The sequence below is a fragment of the Saccharothrix australiensis genome (genome assembly GCF_003634935.1).
Classification (GTDB): Bacteria; Actinomycetota; Actinomycetes; order Mycobacteriales; family Pseudonocardiaceae; genus Actinosynnema; species Actinosynnema australiense.
In genome coordinates this window covers 7,541,219-7,566,156 of sequence record NZ_RBXO01000001.1, presented here as the reverse complement: position 1 = coordinate 7,566,156, position 24,938 = coordinate 7,541,219, and the positions used below count along the sequence as shown (strand labels likewise).

23 protein-coding genes and 1 pseudogene are annotated in these 24,938 nt (G+C 73.1%); 17 read left to right on the top strand and 7 right to left on the bottom strand.

The genetic code is table 11. The features are described from left to right. The first annotated feature begins 105 nt into the window (after positions 1–105). The 10 genes from C8E97_RS32265 (at position 106) to truA (ending at position 5,895) form a co-directional block, all read left to right on the top strand. Positions 106–552 carry a DUF1707 SHOCT-like domain-containing protein gene (locus C8E97_RS32265; RefSeq protein ID WP_170212052.1) on the top strand — a complete coding sequence of 149 codons (447 nt, stop codon included), beginning with the start codon at positions 106–108 and terminating at the stop codon, positions 550–552. Further along, a complete protein-coding gene (locus C8E97_RS32260) occupies positions 549–893 on the top strand; it encodes a DUF1707 SHOCT-like domain-containing protein (RefSeq protein ID WP_121009809.1) in 345 nt (114 codons plus the stop codon). The genes C8E97_RS32265 and C8E97_RS32260 overlap by 4 nt, the downstream gene beginning before the upstream one ends. A gap of 252 nt (positions 894–1,145) precedes the next feature. After that, complete coding sequence (gene infA, locus C8E97_RS32255; RefSeq protein ID WP_005166804.1) at positions 1,146–1,367, top strand: translation initiation factor IF-1; 222 nt, start codon at positions 1,146–1,148, stop codon at positions 1,365–1,367. Between the two features lie 58 nt (positions 1,368–1,425). Next, positions 1,426–1,539, top strand: coding sequence for a 50S ribosomal protein L36 (gene rpmJ, locus C8E97_RS32250; RefSeq protein ID WP_010148647.1), 114 nt, complete (start codon positions 1,426–1,428; stop codon positions 1,537–1,539). A 216-nt stretch (positions 1,540–1,755) separates the two neighbouring features. Then, positions 1,756–2,136, top strand: coding sequence for a 30S ribosomal protein S13 (rpsM, locus tag C8E97_RS32245; RefSeq protein WP_121009806.1), 381 nt, complete (start codon positions 1,756–1,758; stop codon positions 2,134–2,136). Between the two features lie 37 nt (positions 2,137–2,173). Continuing rightward, positions 2,174–2,581, top strand: a complete 408-nt coding sequence (gene rpsK, locus C8E97_RS32240; protein WP_015105236.1) for a 30S ribosomal protein S11 — start codon at positions 2,174–2,176, stop codon at positions 2,579–2,581. A 23-nt stretch (positions 2,582–2,604) separates the two neighbouring features. Continuing rightward, on the top strand, positions 2,605–3,210 hold the full coding sequence (rpsD, locus tag C8E97_RS32235; RefSeq protein ID WP_121009803.1) for a 30S ribosomal protein S4: 606 nt from the start codon (positions 2,605–2,607) through the stop codon (positions 3,208–3,210). A 151-nt stretch (positions 3,211–3,361) separates the two neighbouring features. Then, a complete protein-coding gene (locus C8E97_RS32230) occupies positions 3,362–4,414 on the top strand; it encodes a DNA-directed RNA polymerase subunit alpha (RefSeq protein WP_121009800.1) in 1,053 nt (350 codons plus the stop codon). A 57-nt stretch (positions 4,415–4,471) separates the two neighbouring features. Further along, positions 4,472–5,047, top strand: a complete 576-nt coding sequence (rplQ, locus tag C8E97_RS32225; RefSeq protein ID WP_121009796.1) for a 50S ribosomal protein L17 — start codon at positions 4,472–4,474, stop codon at positions 5,045–5,047. Between the two features lie 56 nt (positions 5,048–5,103). Further along, complete coding sequence (gene truA, locus C8E97_RS32220) at positions 5,104–5,895, top strand: tRNA pseudouridine(38-40) synthase TruA (protein ID WP_211347176.1); 792 nt, start codon at positions 5,104–5,106, stop codon at positions 5,893–5,895. Here the strand turns inward: truA and C8E97_RS32215 are convergent. The 3 genes and pseudogenes from C8E97_RS32215 to C8E97_RS36720 all read right to left on the bottom strand — a co-directional run. Further along, entirely contained in the window at positions 5,861–7,171 is a 1,311-nt protein-coding gene (locus C8E97_RS32215) for a lysylphosphatidylglycerol synthase transmembrane domain-containing protein (protein ID WP_211347175.1), read from the bottom strand. The genes truA and C8E97_RS32215 overlap by 35 nt on opposite strands. A gap of 23 nt (positions 7,172–7,194) precedes the next feature. Further along, complete coding sequence (locus C8E97_RS32210; protein ID WP_342776281.1) at positions 7,195–8,046, bottom strand: PIG-L deacetylase family protein; 852 nt, start codon at positions 8,044–8,046, stop codon at positions 7,195–7,197. 69 nt (positions 8,047–8,115) lie between these two features. Then, positions 8,116–8,247, bottom strand: a pseudogene (locus C8E97_RS36720) (PIG-L deacetylase family protein); the annotation flags it as partial. A 50-nt stretch (positions 8,248–8,297) separates the two neighbouring features. On the opposite strand from C8E97_RS36720, the gene C8E97_RS32205 reads away from it, so the two are divergent. After that, a complete protein-coding gene (locus tag C8E97_RS32205) occupies positions 8,298–9,431 on the top strand; it encodes a glycosyltransferase family 4 protein (RefSeq protein ID WP_121012845.1) in 1,134 nt (377 codons plus the stop codon). Between the two features lie 185 nt (positions 9,432–9,616). Here C8E97_RS32205 and C8E97_RS32200 read toward each other — a convergent pair whose 3' ends face one another. Next, entirely contained in the window at positions 9,617–10,345 is a 729-nt protein-coding gene (locus tag C8E97_RS32200) for a hypothetical protein (RefSeq protein ID WP_211347174.1), read from the bottom strand. Next, a complete protein-coding gene (gene eccE, locus C8E97_RS32195) occupies positions 10,342–11,679 on the bottom strand; it encodes a type VII secretion protein EccE (protein WP_121009785.1) in 1,338 nt (445 codons plus the stop codon). Before eccE ends, C8E97_RS32200 begins: the two co-directional genes overlap by 4 nt. A 129-nt stretch (positions 11,680–11,808) precedes the next feature. Here eccE and eccB point away from each other — a divergent pair, with 129 nt between their 5' ends. From eccB to C8E97_RS32180, 3 genes are all read left to right on the top strand, one after another. Then, positions 11,809–13,443 (top strand): type VII secretion protein EccB, encoded by a 1,635-nt coding sequence (eccB, locus tag C8E97_RS32190; protein WP_121009781.1) that lies wholly within the window; start codon positions 11,809–11,811, stop codon positions 13,441–13,443. A gap of 74 nt (positions 13,444–13,517) precedes the next feature. Next, positions 13,518–13,868, top strand: coding sequence for a hypothetical protein (locus C8E97_RS32185; protein ID WP_121009778.1), 351 nt, complete (start codon positions 13,518–13,520; stop codon positions 13,866–13,868). Between the two features lie 9 nt (positions 13,869–13,877). Further along, positions 13,878–15,035 carry a WXG100 family type VII secretion target gene (locus tag C8E97_RS32180; RefSeq protein ID WP_121009775.1) on the top strand — a complete coding sequence of 386 codons (1,158 nt, stop codon included), beginning with the start codon at positions 13,878–13,880 and terminating at the stop codon, positions 15,033–15,035. A gap of 86 nt (positions 15,036–15,121) precedes the next feature. Here C8E97_RS32180 and mycP read toward each other — a convergent pair whose 3' ends face one another. After that, positions 15,122–16,540, bottom strand: coding sequence for a type VII secretion-associated serine protease mycosin (gene mycP / locus C8E97_RS32175; protein ID WP_121009772.1), 1,419 nt, complete (start codon positions 16,538–16,540; stop codon positions 15,122–15,124). Between the two features lie 3 nt (positions 16,541–16,543). Next, positions 16,544–17,938: a type VII secretion integral membrane protein EccD gene (gene eccD, locus C8E97_RS32170; protein WP_121009767.1), complete on the bottom strand. Its 1,395-nt coding sequence runs from the start codon at positions 17,936–17,938 to the stop codon at positions 16,544–16,546. Positions 17,939–18,192: 254 nt separating this feature from the next. Between eccD and eccCa the strand changes: the two genes are divergently transcribed. From eccCa to C8E97_RS32155, 3 genes are all read left to right on the top strand, one after another. Then, a complete protein-coding gene (gene eccCa / locus C8E97_RS32165; protein WP_121009763.1) occupies positions 18,193–22,197 on the top strand; it encodes a type VII secretion protein EccCa in 4,005 nt (1,334 codons plus the stop codon). A gap of 334 nt (positions 22,198–22,531) precedes the next feature. Continuing rightward, on the top strand, positions 22,532–24,331 hold the full coding sequence (locus tag C8E97_RS32160) for a type VII secretion-associated protein (protein ID WP_121009760.1): 1,800 nt from the start codon (positions 22,532–22,534) through the stop codon (positions 24,329–24,331). A 21-nt stretch (positions 24,332–24,352) separates the two neighbouring features. Next, positions 24,353–24,775 carry a hypothetical protein gene (locus C8E97_RS32155; RefSeq protein WP_121009757.1) on the top strand — a complete coding sequence of 141 codons (423 nt, stop codon included), beginning with the start codon at positions 24,353–24,355 and terminating at the stop codon, positions 24,773–24,775. The last annotated feature ends 163 nt before the right edge of the window (positions 24,776–24,938 follow it).

The following is a 24,938-nucleotide window of genomic DNA, read 5'->3' as shown; positions in this document are numbered from 1 at the left end:
GGTGGTCCGGGCCGCCGGTCCGACGCCCGTTCGGGCGGTCCTCACCGGCAAGGCGGGGGACAGCACCATGTCCGCGGCACCCGGTCGGGCGACACCATGAACGGCGTGACGCATCCAGTGCGACCCGAGGACGTGCGGGTCTCCGACAGCGAACGCGAAGCGGTGCGGCAGCTCCTGCACCGCGCGCACTCCGAAGGCAGCCTCGACCTGGCTGAGTTCGACGAGCGGGTCGTGCGCGCCTGGGCGGCCAGGACCCGCGGCGAGCTGGCCGCCCTCACCGCCGACCTGCCGCCGGTCGCGGTCACCGGGTCCGGGTCGCCCGCGGCGTGGCGGCCGGCGCCGGCCGCCACGGCCCGTCGTGGCGGTCGGGCGGCGTTCCAGGTGCTCACGGCGATCTGGTTGGGCGTCAGCGCGGTCAACTTCGCCATCTGGTTCCTGGTGAGCCTGCTGGGCGGGAGCGGCCTCGTGCACCCGTGGTTCCTGTGGGTCGCGCTGCCGAGCGGGTCCGTGCTGGGCGTCGTGTGGCTCGTCTTCGTCCGGCCGCGCCGATGACCGACTTCCAGCGCGAGGACCGGGCGGCCGTGTCCGCGGAACTGGCCCGCGCGAAGGCGGAGGGCAGGCTGACCGAGGACGAGTACGCCGAGCGCATCCGGGGCGTCGCCGCCGCGCGCAACTACACCGAGTTGGTGGCGCTGACCGCGGACCTGCCGGCCGGGCCGCCGATCCGGCGGGCGGAGCCGTCGCGGCGGTGGCGGTACGCGGCGTACCTGGTGGTGACCGGGATCAACGTCCTGGTGTGGGGCGTCCTCAGCCTGTGGGCGTCGTTCGCGCTGTACCCGTGGTGGATCTGGGTCGCCCTGCTCGGCGGCCTCCTGGTGCTCCTGGCACCCTGACCTGCGTGATCAGGCCCCTCCCGGCGCGCGCGAGCGGGCGCCCACCGGCCCGGCGGCGGCCGTGACCGGCCCCGATTTGGGCATCCCCGACGACGCGCGTACTATGGACGGGTGGCGCACTCGTAGCGCCGGTTCCGCCATGCCCGTGACGCTAGAGACGGCTGGCAGGGTTCGCAAGGGCCTTGAAGGAGTCGGGGCTCCGCGTGCCCGCGCATCCAGTGGAATTACCCACCGTCACGAAACGCGGAGGCTATGGGCAAGAAGGACGGGGCCATTGAGGTCGAGGGCCGCGTAGTCGAGCCGCTCCCCAACGCGATGTTCCGCGTCGAGTTGGAGAACGGGCACAAGGTCCTGGCACACATCAGCGGCAAGATGCGTCAGCACTACATCCGCATCCTCCCAGAGGACCGGGTTGTCGTGGAGCTCTCGCCCTACGACCTGTCCCGCGGGCGCATCGTCTACCGCTACAAGTGACCTCCACGGTGTCCGCGAAACCTCGTCGACACCTGGCGACAAGCAGGAGAGCTCAGGCGTGAAGGTCCAGCCGAGCGTCAAGAAGATCTGCGACAAGTGCAAGGTGATCCGCCGCCACGGCCGGGTCATGGTGATCTGCGAGAACCTGCGCCACAAGCAGCGCCAGGGCTGACCAGAGCCGCCTAGCACGACGTCGTGGTCCTCGCGGACGCGACACAAGCAAGCCTCTTCGCACCTGCGCCACCGGCACACCCGGCGGCGCACACCCCCGGACTCCAGGCCGGGGCCGGGACACCGGTCGTGAGAGCGGCCGGTGCTGACACAGCGAGTCAGTCCCGGAATCGGGCGAGGAGCAGACCTGGAGTGAACCGACAGGAGCAAGCGCCGTATGGCACGACTCGCTGGCGTCGACCTCCCCCGCGAGAAGCGGATGGAGATCGCGCTCACCTACATCTTCGGCATTGGTCGCACCCGCTCCAAGGAGCTGCTGACCGCCACCGGGGTTTCCCCTGACCTGCGCGTCAAGGACCTCGGCGACGACGACCTCGCCAAGCTGCGGGACTACATCGAGAACAACTTCAAGGTCGAGGGTGACCTCCGCCGCGAGGTTCAGGCCGACATCCGCCGCAAGATGGAAATCGGCTGCTACGAGGGTCTGCGCCACCGTCGCAACCTGCCCGTCCGCGGGCAGCGCACCAAGACGAACGCGCGCACTCGTAAGGGTCCGAAGAAGACCGTTGCGGGCAAGAAGAAGGCCGGCAAGAAGTAAGACCTCGCGAACCCAGTAAGTAGGAGATCACCCAGAGATGCCACCCAAGTCCCGCACGGGCGCCGGGGTCAAGAAGGTCCGGCGCAAGGAAAAGAAGAACGTCTCGCACGGCCAGGCGCACATCAAGAGCACGTTCAACAACACCATCGTGTCCATCACGGACCCGCTGGGCAACGTGATCAGCTGGGCCTCCGCCGGCCACGTCGGCTTCAAGGGCTCCCGCAAGTCGACGCCGTTCGCCGCGCAGATGGCCGCCGAGAACGCCGCCCGCAAGGCCGCCGAGCACGGCATGCGCAAGGTGGACGTGTTCGTGAAGGGTCCCGGCTCCGGTCGGGAGACCGCGATCCGTTCCCTCCAGGCCGCCGGTCTCGAGGTCGGCACCATCCAGGACGTGACCCCGCAGCCCCACAACGGCTGCCGCCCGCCCAAGCGGCGCCGGGTCTGAGGCACGGGGAGGAGTAAGCACACATGGCTCGCTACACGGGACCAGCCACCCGCATCTCCCGCCGCCTCAAGGTCGACCTCGTCGGCGGGGACCAGGCTTTCGAGCGTCGCCCTTACCCGCCCGGCCAGCACGGCCGCGGTCGGATCAAGGAGTCCGAGTACCTGCTGCAGCTCCAGGAGAAGCAGAAGGCCCGCTACACGTACGGCGTGCTGGAGAAGCAGTTCCGCCGCTACTACGAGGAAGCGGTCCGCCGCACCGGCAAGACCGGTGAGAACCTGCTCCAGATCCTGGAGTCCCGCCTGGACAACGTCGTGTACCGCGCGGGTCTCGCGCGCACCCGCCGCCAGGCGCGCCAGCTGGTCAGCCACGGTCACTTCCTGGTCAACGGCCACAAGGTGAACATCCCCAGCTACCGGGTGTCGAAGTTCGACATCATCGACGTGAAGCCGAAGTCGCTGCCCACGCTGCCCTTCGAGGCCGCGCGCGCGTCGTTCGGCGAGCGCCCGATCCCGGCGTGGCTCCAGGTCGTGCAGTCCAACCTGCGCGTGCTGGTCCACCAGCTGCCCGAGCGGGCGCAGATCGACACGCCCGTCACCGAGCAGCTCATCGTCGAGCTCTACTCGAAGTGATCCTCCTGGAGGGCGGCTCCCGAACCGGGAGGCGCCCTCCAGTCGGGTCCCGCGTCGGCACGGAATGGTGTGCCGAACGCGCTCGCCGGTCTCCGCGATCGGCTTTCCCGGCGTCATATGGCGGGCGTCGGGTTGAGAAAGGAAGAACCCAGTGCTGATCTCCCAGCGCCCCTCGCTCAGCGAGGAAGCGGTCAACGAGACCCGTTCCCGGTTCGTCATCGAGCCGCTGGAGCCGGGCTTCGGCTACACCCTCGGCAACTCCATCCGCCGCACCCTGCTGTCGTCCATCCCCGGCGCGGCCGTGACCAGCATCCGCATCGACGGCGTGCTGCACGAGTTCACGACCGTCCCCGGTGTGAAGGAGGACGTCACCGACGTCATCCTCAACCTCAAGGAGCTGGTCGTCAGCTCCGAGGAGGACGAGCCGGTGACCATGTACCTGCGCAAGCAGGGGCCGGGCGCGGTGACCGCCGGCGACATCGTGCCACCGGCCGGTGTCACCGTGCACAACCCCGACCTGCACATCGCGACCCTGAACGGCAAGGGCAAGCTGGAGATCGAGCTCGTGGTCGAGCGCGGTCGCGGCTACGTCCCCGCCGTGCAGAACAAGCAGGCGGGCGCCGAGATCGGCCGCATCCCCGTCGACTCGATCTACTCGCCCGTCATGAAGGTGACCTACAAGGTCGAGGCCACCCGTGTCGAGCAGCGGACCGACTTCGACAAGCTGATCCTCGACGTCGAGACCAAGCCCTCCATCACGCCGCGCGACGCCGTCGCGTCGGCGGGCAAGACGCTGGTGGAGCTGTTCGGTCTCGCGCGCGAGCTGAACGTGGACGCCGAGGGCATCGAGATCGGGCCGTCTCCCGCGGAGGCGGACACCATCGCGGCGTTCGCGATGCCGATCGAGGACCTGGACCTGACCGTCCGGTCCTACAACTGCCTCAAGCGCGAGGGCATCCACACGGTGGGCGAGCTGGTCTCGCGCAGCGAGGCGGACCTGCTGGACATCCGCAACTTCGGCGCCAAGTCGATCGACGAGGTCAAGATGAAGCTCGTCGGCCTCGGCCTCGCGCTGAAGGACAGCCCTCCTGGGTTCGACCCGTCGGCCGCCGCGTCCGACTACCCCTCCGAGGGTTGGGGCGCGGACACGACCGTGGACAGCCACGACGACGGCCAGGACTACGCGGAGACCGAGCAGCTCTGAGGCCGCCAGCGGCCGGGCCGGAGCAGAGGATCAGAAAGTAATCCGAGGAGCAATTCGATGCCTACCCCCACCAAGGGGCCCCGTCTCGGGGGCTCGCCGGCCCACGAGCGGCTCATGTTGGCCAACCTGGCCACGTCGCTGTTCACCCACGGTCGGATCACGACCACGGAGGCGAAGGCCAAGCGGCTGCGCCCCTACGCCGAGAAGCTGATCAGCAAGGCCAAGGTCGGCGACCTGCACAACCGTCGGGAGATCCTCAAGGTCATCCGCGACAAGGACGTCGTGCACAAGCTGTTCGCCGAGATCGGCCCGCAGTTCGCGGACCGTCCGGGCGGCTACACCCGCATCACCAAGACGCTGCCGCGCAAGGGCGACAACGCCCCGATGGCCGTGATCGAGCTGGTGCCGGAGAAGACCGTCACCTCCGAGGCGGAGCGCGCCCGCAAGACCAAGTTCGGCAAGGACGAGGCCCCCAAGGCCGCCGCTCCCGCCGCGGACGAGGAGACCAAGGCCAAGGACGCCGACCAGGACGCGGACGCGCCCGAGTCGGCCACCAAGGACGCCGCCGAGGAGCCCGCCGAGGGCTCCGAGGACGCCGCTCCCAAGGCCGAGGACAAGAAGGACGAGTCCTGACGGACCCGTCCGCCGTCGAGCCCGTCGCCCCCACCGGGGGCGACGGGCTCGTTCGTGTGCGCCTGGACCTGGCCTACGACGGCACGGAGTTCTCCGGGTGGGCGCGGCAGCCGGCGCGCCGCACGGTGTGCGGTGTCCTGGAGGACACCATGTCCACGGTGCTGCGCGAGGACGTGAACCTCACCGTGGCGGGCCGGACCGACGCCGGGGTGCACGCGGCCGGGCAGGTGGCGCACGCGGACCTGTCGGCCGCCGTGGACGTCGCCGCGCTGCCCCGCCGGTTGGCGCGCGCGCTGCCCGCCGACGTGCGGGTCTTCTCCGCGCGGGTGGTGCCGAGCGCGTTCGACGCGCGGTTCTCGGCGTTGCGGCGGCACTACGAGTACCGGGTGTCCGACGCGGCGTTCGGTGCGCACCCGCTGCGGCGCTGGGACACCCTGGCGTGGCCGCGTCCGCTGGACGTGGACGCGCTCAACGCGGCCTCGGCGCTGCTGCTGGGCGAACGGGACTTCTGCGCGTTCTGCAAGCGGCGCGAGGGCGCCACCACCATCCGCGAGCTCCAGCGGCTGGCCTGGGAGCGGTCCGGCGACGTGCTGACGGCCCACGTGTCGGCGGACGCGTTCTGCCACTCGATGGTGCGCAGCCTGGTGGGTGCGCTGCTGGCCGTCGGAGAGGGGCGCAAGCCCGTGTCGTGGCCCGCCTCCCTGCTGACGTCGACCACGCGGTCGAGCGCCGTGGCGGTCGCTCCCGCGCACGGGCTGTCCCTGGTGCGGGTGGACTACCCCGACGACGCGGACCTGGCCGCGCGGGCGCTGGTCACGCGGAACGTGCGCGTCGCACCCACCAGCTGAGCCACAGCACACCGCCCAGCGGGATCTCCAGCACGTAGGTGAAGAACGCGAACAGCAGCACGCCCGCGACGGCGGGCGCGGCGGGCGTGCCGAGGGCGACCAGCAGCGCGATCGTGCCGTTCTCGCTGACCCCGAAGCCGCCGGGGGTGATCACGGCCAGGGTGAGCAGGCGGCTCACCGCGAACGCGGCGACCAGGGCGGGTATCGACAGCCCGGTGCCGGTGAGGTCGAGGCAGCACCACAGCAGCAGGGCCTGGAGCGCCAGGTAGGCCGTCATGCCGAGGGTCATGCCGAGCCAGCCGGCGCGGACCACCCGCGCGGTCTCCCGGTGCAGCCGGACCAGGAAGCGGCGGGCCCGACCCCGGAGCAGGCCGGCCAGCCGGCGCAGGCGGAGGACGAGCACGACGGCGACCGCGAGCGCCGCGGCGGTGGTGAGGGTGGCGGCGAGGACGCCGTGCCCGAGGACGGCCGCGCCCTGGACGGCGAGGGCCAGGAGCGGCAGGGCGACCCGGAACAGGGTGTTCCACAGGCCGGTGACGATGGTCGACGTGGTGATGGCGCGGGCGGTGAAGCCCCAGCTGGATGCCATCACGACGGTCACGGCGACACCCGCCGCGCCGCCGAACGGGAGCAGGTTGCTGACCGCGCTGCCCGCCGCGTTGAGGCTGAACGCGCGGGTGTGGCTGAGGCCGGGCAGCGAGCCGGTGAGGACGTGGGTGTAGGCCCAGAGGCCCGCGAGCCACAGCGCGGTGAGGCCGAGCAGGGGCAGCGGGCCGACGTCGGTGAGGCGGTCGGTGATGGCGTCCCAGCCGACACCGGCGACGGCGGGCACGACGGCGGCGACCAGGTAGGCGGCCAGGGCCAGGGAGGCGGCGGAGGCGGTGGCGCGCAGCCAGGTCCTGGTGCGCGGGGGCGCGGCGGTGCCTGCGCCCGTCGGGGCTGCCGGAGCGGTCGGGGTGCTGGGGTGCTCGGCGGTCGGGTGTTCGGCGGCTCGTCGGGCGGTGGCCGGGTGCTCGGCGAGCGGGTGTTCGGTGGCTGGTGGGGCGGCGGTCGGGTGCTCGGTGGCCGGGTGGTCGGGCGTGCGCGGGTGGTCGGGCGCGTGGGGCTGGTCTTCGTCGGGTGGCGAGGTGGCCTGGTGCGGTGTGGCGCTGCGCGGGGCGGAGTGACCCGGCTCGTCGTGGTGTGGCTCGTCGTGGTGCGGGGTGTTCGGGCGCGGGGTGCCGGGGTGCGGGGTGTTGCGGGGCGTGGCCTCCGGCCCCCGCTTCGATCGTCTCACGGGGTACCGACGATTTTCCGGGGTCACCGGGCGCGCAACCGTTTGCGCTCGACGTACCACTCGGTGCCGAGCACGAGTCGGAACAGCGGGTTCGGCAGGCTCAGCAGGGTGGCCACGGTCCTGGGCCGGTCGCCGCCCGTCGTCTGGGTCGCGTGGGCGGCCAGGGCGGCGCGCTTCTGCCGCGCGTACTTCCGCACGTCGACCGTGTGGGTGATCTCCCGGTGCGGGGTGTACGCCGTCTGGAACGGGGTCAGGTCGAAGTCGCGGACCAGCCTCGCCAGGCGCAGGCCGCGCAGCAGCCGGGTCCGGTCCACGGTCGCCTCCCAGACCCGCGGCGTGCCCGCGAGTTCCGCCGCCAGCGCGCCGACGCGGTGCACCTGCACGTGGTCGGGGTGCCCGTAGCCGCCGGTCGGGTCGTAGGTGGTGAGCAGGTCCGCGCGTTCCTCGTGCAGCAGTTCGGCGAGCCTGCCGGCGGCCTCCGGCACGGCCACCCGCGCGAAGCCGCGGGTGCCGTCCAGGCCGGAGTCCTCGTAGCCCAGGAACTCGACGCGCGCGCACCCCAACGCCCGTGCGGAGGCCAGCGCCTCCCGGGTGCGCACCGCGCCGAGGTCGTCCCGCGGCGGTCCGGGCTCGCCCTGCCGGGCTCCGACGTGGTCGCGCGCCCGGCCGGGGTCGTCGCGCGTTCCGCTGTGACCGCCGGGGTTCGTGCCGCGTTCGGCGGGCATCGCGCGGTGGCCGCCGGGCATCGCGTCGAAGCCGTCCGGGTTCGCGCCGCGGCCGTCGGGTGTCGCGCCGCGGTCGGCGGGCGGTCGGCTCGGGTCGTCGGGCGTCCCGTCGGGTTCGCGGCCCGGCCGCCCGGGGTCGTCGCGCGTCACCCGCAGGTCACCACGCGCGCTCGCGAAGTCGCCACCTGCCGGGCCGAGGCCGTCCCGCGCCGCCGACAGCCCGCGCTCGCCCGCCGTCGCCACGACGAGCACGACCCGGTGCCCCTCCGCCGCGAGGCGGGCCATCGTCCCGCCGGTCAACAGGGCCTCGTCGTCTGGGTGGGCGTGGAAGAACACGCACGTTCGGCTCACAGGTGTAAGAGTGTCAGTTGCTCTGTTCGGCGGCTTGACAGGGAGTGCCCGTGTCGACCATCCACGTCACCGACTGCTTCCTCCCGCGGCTCGGCGGGATCGAGGTGCAGGTCGCCGGTCTCGCCGAGGCCCAGCGCCGGACGGGCGAACGGGTGCACGTCGTCACCGCCACGCGGCACGCCGAGCCACTGCCCGGCTGCACGCTGCACCGGATCACCGCGCGCCTGCCGGGCGACCCGCCCGTGCACCCCCGCGCGGGCGCACACCTGGACCGGCTGCTGGCCGACGTGCGGCCGGACGTGGTGTACGCGCACGTGGGCGCGATCTCGCCGTTCGCGTGGTCCGGCATCCGGTCGGCGCTGCGGCTCGGCCTGCCCACGGTCGCGATCGTGCACAGCATGTGGGACCCGGCGGTGCGCCGCGCGTACCGGTGCCTGGACCGGTGGCACGGCTGGTCGCGCGCGCCGCTGGTGCTCGGCGCGGTGAGCCGGGCCGCCGCCGAGCGGGTGCGGGCGGCGCTGCCGGGCGTCGACGTGGCGGTGGTGCCCAACGGGATCACGCCCGAGCTGTGGCAGGGCATCCCGGAGCAGCGGCCGGACGACGCCGTGCACGTCGTCTCCGTGGGGCGGCTCGCGCCGCGCAAGCAGCCGATGCACCTGCTGGCCGTGCTGCGCGAGGTGCGGGAGCGGGTGGGCGAGCTGCGCGCGACCATCGCCGGCGCGGGCCCGGAACTGCCCGCGATGCGCCGCTACCTGCGGCGGCACGGCATGGACTGGGTGCACCTGCCGGGGCGGCTGGACCGCGCCGGCGTCGGGCGGCTGCTGGCGGGCGCGGACGTGTTCGTCAACCCGACCCCGGCCGAGGCGTTCGGCCTGGCGGCGCTGGAGGCGCGGACGGCGGGCGTGCCGGTGGTCGCGCGGCCGGGCACCGGCGTGGCGGATTTCGTGCGGCACGGCGTGGAGGGGCTGCTGTCGGACGACCTCGCGGACGCCGTGGCGCGCCTGGCCGGTGACCGGGCCGAGCGCGGGCGCATCGCCCGGCACAACCGCGCCACCGTCCCGCCCTGCACGTGGCCCCGGGTGCTGGAGGCGTTGGGGGCGTGCCGGGAGCGGGCGGAGCGCGCCGCGCGCGCCGGCCGCCGCCGCGGTCCCGGCGTGCTGCGCAACCTGCCCGCCGAGGGCTGACCCGGCGCGGGGGACGACGGCGACCTCCGCGTCGGGGGTTCCGGGCCGTCGACGCGGTCGGTGTCGTGGCGCACCCGGTCGGCACCGCTCCGGGGCGTCCTGCACCGAGGGGGCCGGCGGGCTGCCCCCGGGGACGACGGTGCCCCGGACACCGGTCCGGGGCACGGGGTCGGTCGGGCGCGCGATCAGTCGCCGCGGCGCACCGCGCCCAGGATCTGCTGCTCGCCCGGCGTGGTCACCAGCCGCAGCGGCCGCCACAGGTTCGCGCCCAGCGCGATCACCTGGTCGTCCTTCAACGTCGTCAGCTGGTGCGCCATCTGCGGCGGCAGCCGCCAGATCTGGCTCGCCAGCTGCGCCTGGCCGACCGGCAACCGCTGCAGCAGCACGAGGTCCGCCGAGTTCGCGGTGCCGGCCGCCTGCGGGTGCAGGTACGGCAGCACGTACATCGTCGTCTGCCACGGCGAGCGCGGCGGGAACAGCTCCTGCGGCACGTGGCCGCCGTCGTGCACCACCAGCAGCGGGCTGTCCTCCGACGGCCGGGGCAGCTCCACCGGGCTCAGCCTGCGCAGCTGCACCAGCGGCGAGGGCCGCCCGTCCGGTCCGTTGCCCGCCGCCCGCACCACCGGCTGCCACGCCTGCGGGCGCCCGGTCGCGATGGTGATCCACGCGCCGGTCGCCATCGCGCGCAAGGCGACCTGCCGCGCCAGGTACAGGCCGCCCACCACGACCATGCGGGTCGGCGCGGACCGCAGCACGGAGATCGTCAGCGGCTCGCCCTTCAGGCCCGAGCCGAGCACCATGCCGCCGCGGTCGCCCGACGGCGAGACCACGTCCAGCAGCTGCGGCGCGACCAGGAACTCGGGCGCGACGCCCCGGCCCGAGCCGCGGGTGTCCAGGAGCCTCGAATCGCTCACGCGACACCTCCGAGCGGCAGGGTGGCGGCCAGACCCGCGACCTGGAGGCCGTTCAGCGGGGTCAGCGTGATGTCCAGCTTGTCGGCCAGCGCCTTGAGCCGGTCGTCGGCGCGGTCCAGCTCGGACGGCGTCCGGGCGGACACCCGCACCATGCCGCGCAGCCCGACCTGGCCCTCCTCGCTGCTCGGCGAGATCGTCATGGACAGCGTCGAGGACAGCGCCCGCACGCCGGTGAGCGCGTTCAGGTTGTTCCGCATCCCCTTGGCCGGCCAGCCGGTGATCGCGTACGAGGCGTGCCCGACGCCGCCCGCCGTGACGCCGGCCCACTTCTCCCGCAGCGACACGGCGTTGTTCGAGCCGGCCACCGAGGTCAGCTCGGCGGCCGAGATGCCCGCGCGGATCAGCTCGTCCGGGTCGAGCGGCCGGATCGCGACGCCCGCCGACTCCAGGGCGTTGCGGACGCGGGACAGCGCGCCGATCAGCGCCCGGTGCGCGCCGACGACGCCGCCGCCGCGCTCCCGGATCGCCGCCGCGCACCGCTTCGGGTCCAGCCGGACCGCGATCCAGGTGGTGCGCCGGGACGCCGCGGGCAGCGGGCCCAGCACCTCCATGTACGAGTTGAGCGCGGGCGAGTTCGCGGGCAGCGCCGCGCTGCCGGGGTAGCAGTGCCAGATCACCGAGATCGCGTCCAGGACGACGCCGCGGTCCTCCAGGGTCGGCGCGAGCGCGCCCAGCGGCAGCGCCGGCGCGCTGCCCACCGCCGTGATCAGGCCGGGTGCCGGGTCGACCAGCAGGACGGCCGTCCACGCGCCCTGGTGCCACGCCATGCCCAGCGGGCGGCGCTCGTGGTCGACGCCCTTGGCCACCACCAGGTCCGGCACGGCCAGCCGCAGCAGCGCCACGCGCGGGTCCTCCGGGCCGATGACCGAGGACTCCTCCTCCGACGGCGGCTTCATCTCCACCGGGCCGGCGCGCTTGGCGGTGCGGGTGTGGCCGCGGAAGTTGTAGCGCACGACCAGGGCGATCCACTGGGTCAGCCAACGCCCGCGCGAGCGGGTGAACGCGAGGACCAGCGCGACCAGCACGATGCCGCCCGCCGCGTACAGCGGGGCGGGCGCGACCCGGTCACCGGTGGCGCCGATCGCGAGCAGGACCAGGCCCACCGCGATGCCGACCTCCAGGACCACCAGGTTGGCGACCGGCAGCGCGCCGAGGCTGGCGCCGGTGGCCCGGCGGCGCGCCCGCAGCAGCGCGGCGCGCACCGCGCCGCCACCGGCTTGACCGCGCGCCAGGGCAGGGTTGGGCGGGCCCGGATGTGGGGTGGTCACGGACATCCGATCTGATTCTCTTTCCGTCGGCGTTCGGCGGGGGGACCGATCGGGTCTGGCCAACCCGCACACGCGCCACCCGCCGTCCGGCTATCGTGCAGACCGTACCGCGACTGGGAGAGCAGCGAGCCGAGAATGGCATCAACACCCACCACCAAGTCACAGGTCCAGGCTTACCGCTTCGTGCTGCGCAGGATGCAGTCCGCCCTGGTGCGCAGGGACGCGGTGATGCTGCACGACCCGATGCGCACGCACTCGCGCGCGACCGCGGTGGGCGTGATCCTCGGCGTGATCGGCCTGATCGGCTTCCTGGTGTTCGGCTTCTTCTCGCCGGACCCGAAGCTCGACGACGACACGCAGATCGCGATCAGCAAGGAGACCGGTCAGGTCTACGTGGTGCGGCGCAACCCGGACCAGCTCATCCCGATGACCAACCTCGCGTCCGCGCGCCTGCTGATCCTCAACCAGCAGAACCCGGACAAGGCGCAGCAGGCGGTCGGCGGCGGCGACGCGCAGGCCGGGCAGCTCAACACCGCGCCCGCCGCGGCGGGTGGCGCGCCCAAGCTGGTCAGCGAGAAGGCGCTCGCGCAGAAGCCGAAGGGCAGGCTGACCGGCATCCCGGACGGCCCCGACGTGCTGCCCGCCAAGCCCGAGGAGCGGATCGGCGCGGAGTGGGGCGTGTGCGACACGCTCGACCTGGACGACACGCTGAACAACCCGGCGTCCAAGGGCAAGTTCGAGACGACGGTCCTCGCGGGCATGAGCGGCGGCCGGCTGCTGGACGGCAACAAGGCGCTGCTGGTCCGCGCGGGCACCGACGACAAGCAGGCGTACCTGATCTACAAGGCCCCGGTGAACTCGAAGATCACCTCGACGTCGACCGTGCGGGCCAAGGTGGACCTGACCAAGGCGGACGTGCTGACCGCGCTGAACCTGCGCGGCCGGACGGTCCGCGCGATCAGCGCCGGCCTGCTCAACGCGATCCCCGAGGCGAAGCCGCTGCGCGCGCCGGAGATCCCCGGCCTCGGTGAGCCGGTGACGTACATCACGGGCGTGAACCTGGAGGTCGGCGACGTGATCGAGGTCGTGCGCACCGGTGCCGACCCGGTGTTCTACGTGGCGCTCAAGGACGCGCTCCAGGAGATCAGCCGGGCGGCGGGCGACCTGATCCGCGCGGCCTACGCGCAGGGCGCGGACGCCAAGCGGGTCGACATCGCGCGCATCGACACCAAGAAGCCCTCCCAGCCGCTGGACTTCCTGGACTACCCGACCGAGGTGCCGGACACCCTGGAGCCCAACCAGAACAACCGGGTCGTGTGCCTGAACTGGCGGGCGGAGAACATCAACGCGGACAACAGGTCCCAGCACACCCAGGTCACCATCGCGCCGTCGCTGCCCGTGCCGGCCGGCACGACCGCCGTCGACATCAACCAGGTCGGCGCGACCGGTGAAGTGGTCGGCAAGTTCATGATGGCGCCGGGCAAGTCGGCGGTGGTCCGCTCGGCGACGTCCACCCAGGACTTCCGCAGCGGCCCCATCCACCTGGTCACCGGCCGCGGTGTGAAGTACGGCATCCCGGACACGGTGGTCGGCGGCGCCCTCGGGCTCGGCGACCAGTTCACGCCCGGCCCTGAGTCGATCCTGCGGCTGCTGCCCAACGGACCGCAGCTCAACCGCAACGACGCCGCGCGCAGCTGGGACTCGATCCCGGTGCCGAAGAGCCTGGGCCAGCTGCCGGAGGACCAGCAGAAGAAGGCGTCCGGCGGCTGATCGGCGTTCGCGCCCCCCGTGGCGGAACCGGTGCCGGCCGCGCGCCGTCACAGGGTGCACAGGGAGGTGGCCGGGTGAACGAGGTGCCACGACACGCCGCGCCGGCGCGCACCGGCGGGATCGCCGTCGACGCGCGCTGGGTCGAGCTGTACGCGAGGAGGGTCGCCGAGGCGGCGGAGGAGCTGTCCCGCGCGCGGGCCGACCTGCGGTCCACCCCGGTGCGCCCGCACAGCTTCGGCGAGCTGGGGCGGACGCTCCGCTCCGCCGAGGCGTACGGGCGCGCGGCCGGGATGCTCAACCAGCAGCTCGACCGCGCCTGCGAGGTGCTCGCGTCGGCGGCGAGCGGCCTGCACGCCGTGGCGGAGCACTACGGCTCTCGGGACGAGGAGGCCGTCGCGCTGATCGAGAACGCCGACCGGCGCTAGGGGGACGCGATGCGGGGCAAGGACGGTCGCGGTATCGCCGCCGAGGTCGGGCCGGAACTGGACTACCTGTCCGGGATCAGCCGCCGGCTCGGCGTGCAGGACCTGGTGGCGGACTACTTCACACCGGTCGTCGGTTCGTGGGACGACCTGCACGACGAGGCGGAGCGGTGGCGCGCGGCGGGCCTGGTCGCGGAGCACGTGACGCGCGACCTGACGAAGCCGTTGGGCAGGCTGGACTCGGCGTGGCAGGGCCGGGACGCGGACTCGTTCGTGGCGCACATGCAGTCCGTGGGGCTGGCCGGGCACGACATGTCGGACGCGATGCACGCGATGGGCGACGCGCTGGACCAGACCGCCGACGGCCTCCGCGACCTGGTCTCCGACCTGTCGCGGGTGTTCGCGGAGGCGGCCGACACGGTGTCCGGCGCGGCGGCGCTGCCGCTGGACGGCGACCGCCGGGTGGTCGAGGTGCTGGACGAGCTGAAGGACCCGGCGAAGGAGCTGTTCGAGTCGGTCCGGGACGTCCTGGAGGCGTTCCTGCGGCTGTGCGACGGCGTCTCGGGGGCGTCGGGGTTCGGCGGGGTGGCGATGGAGCACCGGTACCCGGAGCGGGACTGGACGTTCGCCGAGCCGGCGAAGGCGTCGCCGCCGCCGTCCGGCGGCGGGACCGACCGGCCCGCGGCGGCCGTCGGCGGGCCGGGGTCCGCGGCCCCTGCTGCCGCCGGCGGGGGCGCGCCCGGTAGCGGGGTCCCCGGCGGTGGTGCTGTCGGTGGCGGTGCTGTCGGCGGTGGTGGCGGTGTGCCCGGCGGCGGTGGTGTGCCCGCTGGTGGTACTGCCGGTGGTGGTGTGCCCGGTGGTGGCACTCCCGGCGGTGGCACGCCCCAGGAGCGCCCGCTCCCGCCCGGCGGTTCGACGATGGTCCAGGAGCCCAAGCCCGTCGAGGCCGGTCCGCGCCCCGTCGCGGCCGCCGCGCCCGGTGGCGGCGGCGGTGGCACGACCGGTGGCGTCGCCGGCGGCATGATGGGCGGGATGATGGGCGGCATGGGCGCGGGTGGCCAGCAGGGCGAGGACAAGGAGCACAAGTCCAAGGTCCGCGTCACCGCGACGACCGAAGAGGTGTTCGGCAAGCCCAAGAAGGCGACCCCGTCGGTGCTCGGCGAGGACTGAGATCCCGGAGGGACCGGCCGCGCGCCGGCCCGGTACGCGCGAAGGGCCTGCCACCGGGTGTCCGTGGCAGGCCCTTCCTCTCGGGCTCAGAGCACGCTGCGCCGGACCGGCGCGGTGGCGCGCCGGGCGCGGTTGCGGTTGACCGTGTGGACGATGAACAGCGTCAGCAGCAGCAGGCCGACCCCCGCGCCGGTGCCCGACAGCGCCACGATCAGCGGCGTGTGGTCCGGCGGGTTGAGCGGGTCGAGGTTCGTCATGAGCTGCGGCGGCGCGCTCGCCTGCGCGCCCTGCTCGGACGGCAGCTCCGCGGTCAGCGCCGCCACCGGGTTGACCATGCCCGCGCCGACCTTGTGGTCCCGGCCGCCGGGGTTGCCGGGGTGCTGCGCGGTCGCCTTGACGCGCTCCATCACCGCGCGCGCGCCGAGGTTCGGGAAGCGCTGGCGCACCAGCGCCACCACGCCCGCCACGTACGGCGACGCGTAGCTCGTGCCCTGGATGGGGCTCGCCGCCCCGCGCGCGTCGATCTTCGCGTCGGCCAGGCCCTGGCCGGCCGCGTCCAGGGTGGTGATCTCCTCGCCCGGCGCCGCGACGCTGATCCACGGGCCCCAGACGGAGAACTGCGAGACCGTGCCCGCGCCGCTCATCGACGCCACCGACAGCACGTTGTCGGCGTACCACGGCGGCGAGGCGACGACGTTGACGTGGTCGACGTTCTGGTTGTCGTTCTGGACCGAGCAGCCGTCCTGGGGCGAGCCGAGGTTGCCCGCCGCCGTCACGATCACGACGTTCTTCTCGTTGACGGCCCAGTGGATCGCGGCCTGGAGCTCGCGTTCCTGCTCGCTCGGCTCGTGCGGCGTCTCGCACGAGGTCAGCGAGATGTTGATGACGTCAGCCTCGGCCTCCACGGCGGCCACGATGGCCTCCGCGAGGGTGCGCACCTTGCCGGCCGAGTCGCGGTTGTCCTTGTTCGCCGGGTCCTTGTACTCGTAGTGGTTGCTGGTCTGGCGGAACGAGATGATCTCGGCCTCGGGCGCCGCGCCGACGAACCCGGTCGCCTCGTCCTTGCTGGCCGCCGCGACGCCCGCCACCTCGGTGCCGTGGCCGTCGCAGTCGAACGTGCCGCCCTTCTCGGTCTCCACGTAGTCGCCGCCGCCGGTCACCCGGCCCTTGAGCCGCGGGTGCTCGGCGTTCACGCCCGTGTCGATCACGGCCAGCTTGACGCCCGCGCCGGTGGCGAACCGGTGCGCCTCCTCCAGCCGCAGCTGCATCTGGCCCCACGGCTTGTTCGGGATGGGCCGGTTGCCGGTGCCGGACGTGATGCAGTTCGTCTTCAGCTTGTAGTCGACGTCCTCGGCGGGCGGCTTGAACGGCTTGAGGAACTTCATGTCGACCGGCGGCGGGACCGAGTTCGGCCGGTTCGCCTGCTGCGCGTGCGCGCCGGGCGTGGTCGCCAGGGTCAGCGCGACGGCGGTGAGGGCCGCGAACTTCCGCGTGGTGCGCTTCACGGCTCAGGCCGGGATCAGCTGGCGCATGGCGACGTACAAGTCCATGACGGCCAGCGCCAGGGGCAGCACGGCGGCGATCAGGATCGCCTCCAGCACGTCCACCGTGCGGCGCAGCACCGGCGAGAACTTCTGGTGGGGGAAGATCACGCCGAGCACCAGCGCCACCGCGCCGACCACCACGAGGCTGCCGAACACGAACAGCAACCGGTCCGCCGGGCCCGACTCCACCAGCCACCCGACCAGCACGCCCGCGCCCGCCGCCATGCCGGACACCAGCAGCGCCACGGCCTGCGCGCCGTTGGCGTACGCCCGGCCGCGCAGCAGCAGGACCAGGGTCACCACGATCGCCAGGATCGGGCCGAAGATCGTGCCGTCGGTGGCCGCGATCACCGAGAACACCGCGGCGACGCCGCCGCAGCCGATGATCATGCCGGTCAGGTACTCGTGCGCGTTCGCGGTGCGCCGCTCGATCACCGCGTACTCCGGGAAGCCGGTGTCCTCCTTGAGGTCCTCGGCACTGCCCGGCACGGTCGGCAGCGGCAGCTTGGCGAGCTGGATCGTCAGCCGGGGCAGCGCGGACAGCGCCGCCAGCGACACCGCCGCCGTGGCCGCCGCGATGCCCACCACCGGGTGGTCGACGAAGATGCCGATCAGGAACGCCGTGCCGCTCAGCGCGCCCGCCGTGGCCGCCGCGATGAACACCGTGATGCCGCGCCCGATGAGCAGGATCGCGGCGGACGCGAAGATGAGCACCAGGACGCTGCCCAGCAGCAGGTTCGGCCGCCCGATCGCGCCCGGCACGGTGTAGAGGCCGGCCACGTACGCCATCGGCAGGCCGCCGGCGGCGGCGATCAGGACGCCCGTGCCGACCGCGTTGTAGGACCGGGCGATGACCGCGCCCGCCGCGAGGGCGATGACGGCCGTGGCGCCCGCGCAGATCGCGGGCCACAGGCCGTCGCCGCCGACCAGCGGACCGGACAGCAGCACCGCGACGGCGGCCAGGATCAACGCCAGCGCGCCCGCGATGTGGCCGTAGCGCCGCGCGGTGTCCTTCGTCCACGGGCGGAAGCTGTCCGGGTCCGACTCGGCGATGGCGTCGACCACGTCGTCGTACAGCGGGGGCGGCGGGTTCTCGTTGCGCTTGCGCAGCTGGAGCAGCTCGCCGTCCACCACGCCGAGCGAGGCCAGCGTGCGGCTCGGGTCGAGCGGGCTGTCGCCGAGCTTGGCCAGCGCCCACCCGCCGTGCCGGACGCCGCCGTCCGGGGTGGCTTCCTTGGCCATGTCCAGCAGCATCGGCAGCAGGTCGGCCACCGCGACGTCGGCGGGCAGCGCGACGTCGATACGCGTTCGCGGCGCAACCACCGTGACCCGGCTGAACACCGTCGTACCGGTCGCCACCAGCGCCCCCTAAGTCCTGTTGCGTGTGTGCTTGCGGGCCGTCCCGACCTTATTGGTCCGCCAGGAGGCCCAACGGGCGGCCCCAAGTATGGCGGCACCGCGCGTCCGGGCGAGGCGGTTCCGCGCAACACGTCCGACAGGGATTTTCCCGGACCCACCTTCGCCACGTGAGGTGATGCGCCATAGTGTCGCTTGCGACTGGTGGGCGCACCCCTGCGTGCGTTGGTACGAGAGTGTGAAGAGGTGCCTGTTAGGTGAGCACGTTGCAGTTCAAGCGCACGGCACGCCTCGCTGCTCCCCGTCCACCGGGCGGCGAGGTCCACCTCGAACCACCGCCCGAGGTGCCCCGCGTCATCCCCGGCAACATCATGATGAAGGCGATGCCGGTCGTGATGATCGTCTCGTCCGTCGGGATGATGGTCTTGATGTTCAGCTACAGCAACAAGAACCCCGCCGCGATGATCATGCCCGGCATGATGATGATCTCCACCATCGGCATGATGGCGGGCGGCATGGGCTCGGGCAAGGGCCAGAAGAAGGCCGAGATGAACGAGGACCGCAAGGACTACCTGCGGTACCTCGGCCAGATGCGCGACCGCGCCCGCGAGGCGGCCAACGAGCAGCGCGCCGAGCGCGAGTGGGTGCACCCGGACCCGCAGATGCTGTGGTCGCTCGCCACCACCCGTCGCATGTGGGAGCGCCGCCAGAACGACCCGGACTTCTGCCACCTGCGCGCGGGCCGCGGCTCGCAGCGCCTCGCGACCCGCCTGGTGCCGCCGCAGACCGGCCCCGTGGAGGAGCTGGAGCCCATCGCGACGCTGGCGCTGCGCCGCTTCGTGCGCGCCCACTCGCTGGTGCCCGACCTGCCGATCTCCATCGCGCTGCGCGGGTTCGCCGCCGTCGGCCTGCTCGGCGGCGCCGACGAGAAGCGCGGCCTGGCCCGCGCCCTGCTGGCCCAGATGGCGACCTTCCACTCCCCGGACGACCTGCTGATCGCCGTCGTCACCACCGGCCGCACCAAGGCCGAGTGGGAGTGGATGAAGTGGCTGCCGCACGTGCAGCACCCGGTGATCGTGGACGGCATCGGCCAGATGCGCATGATGGCCGGCTCGCTGGCCGAGGTCGAGCAGATGCTCGACGAGCAGCTGCGCGACCGCCAGCGGTTCACCCGCAACGCGCCGCCGCCCGCCGACCAGCCGCACGTGGTGATCGTCATCGACGACGGCGACGTGACCCGCGAGGAGCAGATCATCCTCGAAGAGGGCCTGGTCGGGGTGACCCTGCTGGACCTGTCGGAGTCGCTGGGCAACCTCACCGCCCGGCGCGGCCTGCGGCTGGTGATCGAGGACGGCAAGCTCGGCGCGCGCAGCGCCAGCGGCGTCGAGTGGTTCGGCGCGCCCGACTGGCTGTCGGTGGTCGAGGCCGAGGCGCTGGCGCGGCGGCTCGCGCCGTACCGGGTCGGCGGCGTCGAGGCGGGCGGCAGCGACGAGGACCCGCTGTCGATGAGCAACAACCCGCCGCTGATCGAGTTCCTGGGCCTCCAAGGCGACCCGATGACGTTCGACGTGCAGCAGGCGTGGCGGCCCCGGCCGGTGCGCGACCGCTACCGGGTGCCGTTCGGCATCGGCGAGTTCGGCCAGCAGGTCGAGCTCGACATCAAGGAAGCGGCGATGGAGGGCATGGGCCCGCACGGCCTCTGCATCGGCGCGACCGGTTCCGGCAAGTCCGAGTTCCTGCGCACGCTCGTACTGGGCCTGCTGGCGACGCACTCGTCCACGACGCTGAACATGATCCTCGTCGACTTCAAGGGCGGCGCGACGTTCCTCGGGCTGGACAAGGCGCCGCACGTCGCCGCGACCATCACCAACCTGGCGGGCGACCTGACGCTGGTCGACCGCATGAAGGACGCCATCGCGGGCGAGGTGGCCCGCCGCCAGGAGGTCCTGGCCAAGGGCAACTACAAGAACGTGTGGGACTACGAGAAGGCCCGCGAGAACGGCGCCGACCTCGACCCGCTGCCCGCGCTGTTCATCTGCATCGACGAGTTCTCCGAGATGCTGACGGCCAAGCCGGACTTCATCGACATCTTCCTCCAGATCGGCCGCGTCGGCCGGTCGCTCCAGATGCACATGCTGCTCGCCTCGCAGCGGCTGGAGGAGGGCAAGCTCCGCGGCCTGGACACGTTCCTGTCCTACCGGATCGGCCTGAAGACGTTCTCCGCCGCCGAGTCCCGCGCCGCGATCGGCGTGCCGGACGCGTACGAGCTGCCGCCCATCCCCGGCTCCGGGTACCTGGGCGTGCAGGGCTCGCCGCTGACCCGGTTCAAGGCGCTGTACGTGTCCGGCCCGTACCGGCCCGCGGGCATCCAGGTGGCCGGCCCGTCGGCCGTGGTGTCCAGCGACAAGCGGCCCCGGTTCTTCGTGCCGGACTACATCGAGATCCCCAAGGAGCCGGTGAAGCCGGTCGAACCGGTCAAGCAGGAGAAGAAGGAGGAGGACAGCAACGAGCCCAGCGAGCTGGAGGTCATCGTCGAGCGGCTGGTGGGCCAGGGCCCGCCCGCGCACGAGGTGTGGCTGCCGCCGCTGAACGAGCCGCCGTCGCTGGACACCCTGCTGCCGCCGCTCCAGGCCACCGAGGACCGGGGCCTCACCTCGCCCGGCTTCTTCTCCAACGGCAAGCTCCAGGTGCCGCTCGGCGTCGTGGACAAGCCGTTCGAGCAGCGCCGCGACCTGCTGTGGGCCGACTTCTCCGGCGCCGCCGGCCACGGCGCGATCGTCGGCGGCCCGCAGTCGGGCAAGTCGATGCTGCTGCGCACCATGATCACGTCGATGGCGCTCACCCACACCGCCGAGGAGGTGCAGTTCTACTGCCTCGACCTCGGTGGCGGCACGCTCGCCGCGCTGGAGAACCTGCCGCACGTCGGCGGGTTCGCGTCGCGGCTCGACGTGGACAAGGCCCGCCGCATGGTGGCGGAGCTGACCGGCCTGATCGCCGAGCGCGAGCTGCGGTTCCGCGCCCAGGGCATCGACTCGATGGTCGAGTTCCGCAACCGCAAGCGGCGCGGCGAGATCCGCGACGACGACTTCGGCGACGCCTTCCTGGTCGTCGACGGCTGGATGAACTTCCGCCAGGAGTTCGAGACGCTGGAGCCGCAGGTCCAGGCGCTGGCCGCGCAGGGCCTGTCGTACGGCGTGCACGTGGTCGTGGCGGCCAACCGGTGGGCGGAGATCCGGCCCGCGATGAAGGACCTGCTCGGCACGCGGTTCGAGCTGCGCCTCGGTGACCCGAGCGAGTCCGACGTCGACCGCAAGGTCGCGGTGAACGTGCCCGCCGGCCGGCCGGGTCGCGGCCTGTCGCCGCAGAAGCTGCACTTCCTGACGGCGCTGCCGCGCATCGACGCGTCCTCGGACGCCGAGAGCGTCGCGGCGGGCGTGCAGGACATGATCGCGAAGGTGTCGGGCGCCTGGCGCGGCAGGCGTGCGCCGCAGGTCCGCCTGCTGCCCGACCTGCTGCCGCACGGCGACTTCATGGCGCAGGTCCAGCAGCAGCGGCCCAACCGGGGCCGCCTGGTGCCGATCGGCGTCAACGAGGACGAGCTCGCGCCGGTCTACCTGGACTTCGACGCCGACCCGCACTTCATGTGCCTGGCCGACGGCGAGTCCGGCAAGACGAACCTGCTGCGCACGATCGTCCGGGGCATCATGACCGGCTACACCTCGTCCGAGGCGCTGATCATGCTGGTCGACTACCGGCGCACCATGCTGGGGTACATCGAGACCGACCACCTGCTGTCCTACGCGGTGTCCTCGGCGCAGCTCACGGACATGATCAAGGACGTGCGCGGCTCGATGCTGGGCCGCCTGCCCGGTCCGGACGTCACGCAGGAGCAGCTGAAGAACCGCTCCTGGTGGAAGGGCCCGGAGCTGTTCGTGGTGGTCGACGACTACGACCTGGTGGCGCCGCAGGGCGGGCAGAACCCGCTCCAGCCGCTGTCGGAGTTCATCCCCCAGGCCAAGGACGTCGGCCTGCACATCGTCGCGGTCCGGCGCATGGGTGGCGCGTCGCGCGCCATGTACGACCCGATCCTCGGCAAGCTCAAGGAGATCTCCGCCCCGATCCTGGTCGGTTCCGGCTCCAAGGAGGAGGGCGCGATCGTGGGCAACCTCAAGGCGTCGCCGCAGCCTCCGGGGCGGGGCACGCTGGTCACGCGCAAGCACGGGCAGCAGCGCATCCAGGTGGCGTGGATCCAGCCCGACTGATCCGGGTGTGTCGGGGCGTTGCTGCGGGAAGGGTGTCGAAGCGAAAAGCGTCCTCGCCGGACGGGCAGGCCGCCAAGGAGGGGAAGGGCGTCGTGTTCTCCCCGTATGGCCTGGTCAAAGACCACCACCCTTGGTCAGGCAGGTCAAGCGGAAAGCGTGCTTGACCTGCCTGACCAAGCGCGGTTGCCCTGCGGGCAGGCCATACGGGGAGAACACGAGGCCATAGGTCTGCGCGGGGCGCGCTGGTGCGTCGCGGGGGCTCGGGCGGCGGGCGGTTCCCTGGTCTGGTCGGGTGGTGCCGATACCCTCTGGGAGCTTGGACGAGGGGAGACCGATGAGCCTGCGCGTGGCGGTCGACTTCGGCACGTCCAGCACCTGCGTGGCCGTGTCGGTCAACGGGCGGGAGCCGCAGGTGGTCGTGGTGGACGGGCAGCCGATCCTGCCGTCCGCCGTGTACGCGGCCCCCGACGGCACGCTGTTCGTCGGCCAGGAGGCCGAGCGGCAGGCGGCGGTCGACCCGTCGCGGTACGAGCCGCACCCCAAGCGGCGCGTCGACGAGGGTGAGCTGCTGCTCGGCTCGTCCGTGCTGCCGGTCGCCGACGTGGTGCGGGCGGTGCTGGCGCGGGTGGTCGACGAGGCGCGGCACATCGCGGGTGGCGCGCCGGTGGACCTGCTGGTGCTGACCCACCCCGCCGACTGGGGCGCGGTGCGCACCCGCGTGTTGCTCCAGGCCGCCCGCGGGCTGGGGCAGGACCTGCGGCTGGTGCCGGAGCCGGTCGCGGCGGCGGTGTTCCACTCCGCCACGCACTCGATCCCGGAGGGCGCGGCGCTGGCCGTGCTCGACCTCGGTGGCGGCACCGTGGACGCGAGCGTCGTGGCGCGGCGGGGCGGCGCGTTCCGCGTGCTGGCCACCAAGGGCGACCCGACGTTCGGCGGCGCGGACGTCGACCAGGCGCTGCTGGAGCACATCGGCTCGCTGGTGTCGCCGGGTGACCCGGAGGCGTGGCGGCAGCTCGTCGAGGGCCGGGAGATGGCCGACCGGCGCAAGCGGCGCGTGCTGCGGCAGGACGTGCGGGGCGCGAAGGAGACGCTGTCGCGCCACTCCTACACCGACGTGCCGCTGCCGCCGCCGTTCCCCGACGCCCACGTCACCCGGACCGACCTGGAGGGCCTGGTGAGCGCGCCCCTCGGCCGGGCGGCGGCGCTGCTCGCGACGGCCGTGCGGGAGGCGGGCGTGGACCCGCGCGCGCTGGCGGGCGTGTTCCTGGTCGGCGGCTCCAGTCGGATACCGCTGGTCGCCCGGCTGGTCCTGGAGCGGACCGGCGTGGTGCCGACCAGCATCGACCAGCCGGAGACCGTGGTCGCCCGCGGCGCGTTGCGCGCGGTCGCCGCGGACCCCGTGCGCACCGGCGCGCCGCCCGCGCGGGACGAGGTGACGCGGAAGATCACCGAGGACGCGACGCGCAAGCTGACCCGCCGCATCACGCCGCCGCCGGTCGCCGGCTTCCCCGCGCCGCCCGCCCGCTTCCCCCGGCCGCTGCCCGCGCCGCCGCCGCCACCGCCGCCCGCGCCGCGGAACCGCGCGCCGCTGGTGCTCGGCGGGGTCGTCGCGCTGGCGCTCGTGGTCGCCGGGTCGGTGGTGTACACGGTGCACCGCGAGGGTGGCGGCGGCGCGCCCGCGCCGACCACGTCGAGCACGCCGACCGGCAAGACCATCGCCCAGTACGACTACACCTTCACCGTGCCGCCGGGCTGGGTGCAGACCGGCAGCGCCGCGGAGACCCGGCAGGTCTACCTCAAGCCCGAGGAACCGGTCGGCGGGCTGGAGGTGATCTCGGTGACCGAGCAGAAGCTCACCTACGACTCGACCGCCGAGCGCGGCCGGGCCGAGGGCGAGCTGCGCGCGGAGTACGACCGGGGCCGGAACCTGTCCGGTTTCGACGCCTCGCGCGACTTCGGCGGCAAGGACGTCGTTTACTACCGGGAGCAGGCGGAGCCGTACGCCGTCGACTGGTTCGTGCTGTTCCAGGGCGACGCCCAGGTCAGCGTGGGCTGCCAGTTCGCCCCGTCCGGGGAGGAGCGGGTGCGCCCGGCGTGCGAGCAGGTCGTCCGCACGCTGACCGTGACCAACTAGCAGCTGGTGGGGACACGACTGATGACCGGCATCCCGGAGGCGTTCGCCCGGTTCCGCTCGGACCTCGACGCCGCCGTGACCAGGGGGCGTCGGGCCGCCGCCGCGGCGGGCGAGCGGAACGCGGCCCAGCGCGACCGCAACCGCGAACTCGCGGAGCAGGCCAGGGGCCGCCGCGTCGAGCCCGCGCGGCACGCGCCCACCCCCGACGACGTCCAGCGGGTCGCCGTCGGCTTCCGGGAGGGCCGGGGGCTGCCGGTGGAGCGGCTGCCGAGCGGCGCGGAACTCCTCGCGCCGCCGGAATCGCGGAAGCGAACGGACGCGAATGCAAATTCCGCGTCGCCGCCGCCCGTGCTCGGTTCCCGCGCGGTGGCCGGTCCGAGCGGCCAACTCCCGCCCGAGAGGGATGATGACGAGGACTTTTCGCAAGCGCGAATCCTCTACTGACCCGCCCCGCGTCGGCTTTGCGTTTACTAGCGCAACTACTTCCGAAGAAGTGGCGACAACGCGGAACCGACCGTGGCAGGGTCTGCGTCGGAAGAGGCGTACGAACCGAGAGGGACGTGCGGACCTGATCTCGCAGACCTAGGGGGTTCACACCCAATGACTG

Excerpts from the sequence above, each read along its gene's own strand:
- C8E97_RS32260 (WP_121009809.1), top strand. The coding sequence starts at position 549 with ATGACCGACTTCCAGCGCGAGGACCGGGCGGCCGTGTCCGCGGAACTG.
- infA (WP_005166804.1), top strand. The coding sequence starts at position 1,146 with ATGGGCAAGAAGGACGGGGCCATTGAGGTCGAGGGCCGCGTAGTCGAG.
- rpsM (WP_121009806.1), top strand. The coding sequence starts at position 1,756 with ATGGCACGACTCGCTGGCGTCGACCTCCCCCGCGAGAAGCGGATGGAG.
- rpsK (WP_015105236.1), top strand. The coding sequence starts at position 2,174 with ATGCCACCCAAGTCCCGCACGGGCGCCGGGGTCAAGAAGGTCCGGCGC.
- rpsD (WP_121009803.1), top strand. The coding sequence starts at position 2,605 with ATGGCTCGCTACACGGGACCAGCCACCCGCATCTCCCGCCGCCTCAAG.
- rplQ (WP_121009796.1), top strand. The coding sequence starts at position 4,472 with ATGCCTACCCCCACCAAGGGGCCCCGTCTCGGGGGCTCGCCGGCCCAC.
- eccE (WP_121009785.1), bottom strand. The coding sequence starts at position 11,679 with ATGTCCGTGACCACCCCACATCCGGGCCCGCCCAACCCTGCCCTGGCG.
- eccB (WP_121009781.1), top strand. The coding sequence starts at position 11,809 with ATGGCATCAACACCCACCACCAAGTCACAGGTCCAGGCTTACCGCTTC.
- C8E97_RS32180 (WP_121009775.1), top strand. The coding sequence starts at position 13,878 with ATGCGGGGCAAGGACGGTCGCGGTATCGCCGCCGAGGTCGGGCCGGAA.
- C8E97_RS32160 (WP_121009760.1), top strand. The coding sequence starts at position 22,532 with ATGAGCCTGCGCGTGGCGGTCGACTTCGGCACGTCCAGCACCTGCGTG.
- C8E97_RS32155 (WP_121009757.1), top strand. The coding sequence starts at position 24,353 with ATGACCGGCATCCCGGAGGCGTTCGCCCGGTTCCGCTCGGACCTCGAC.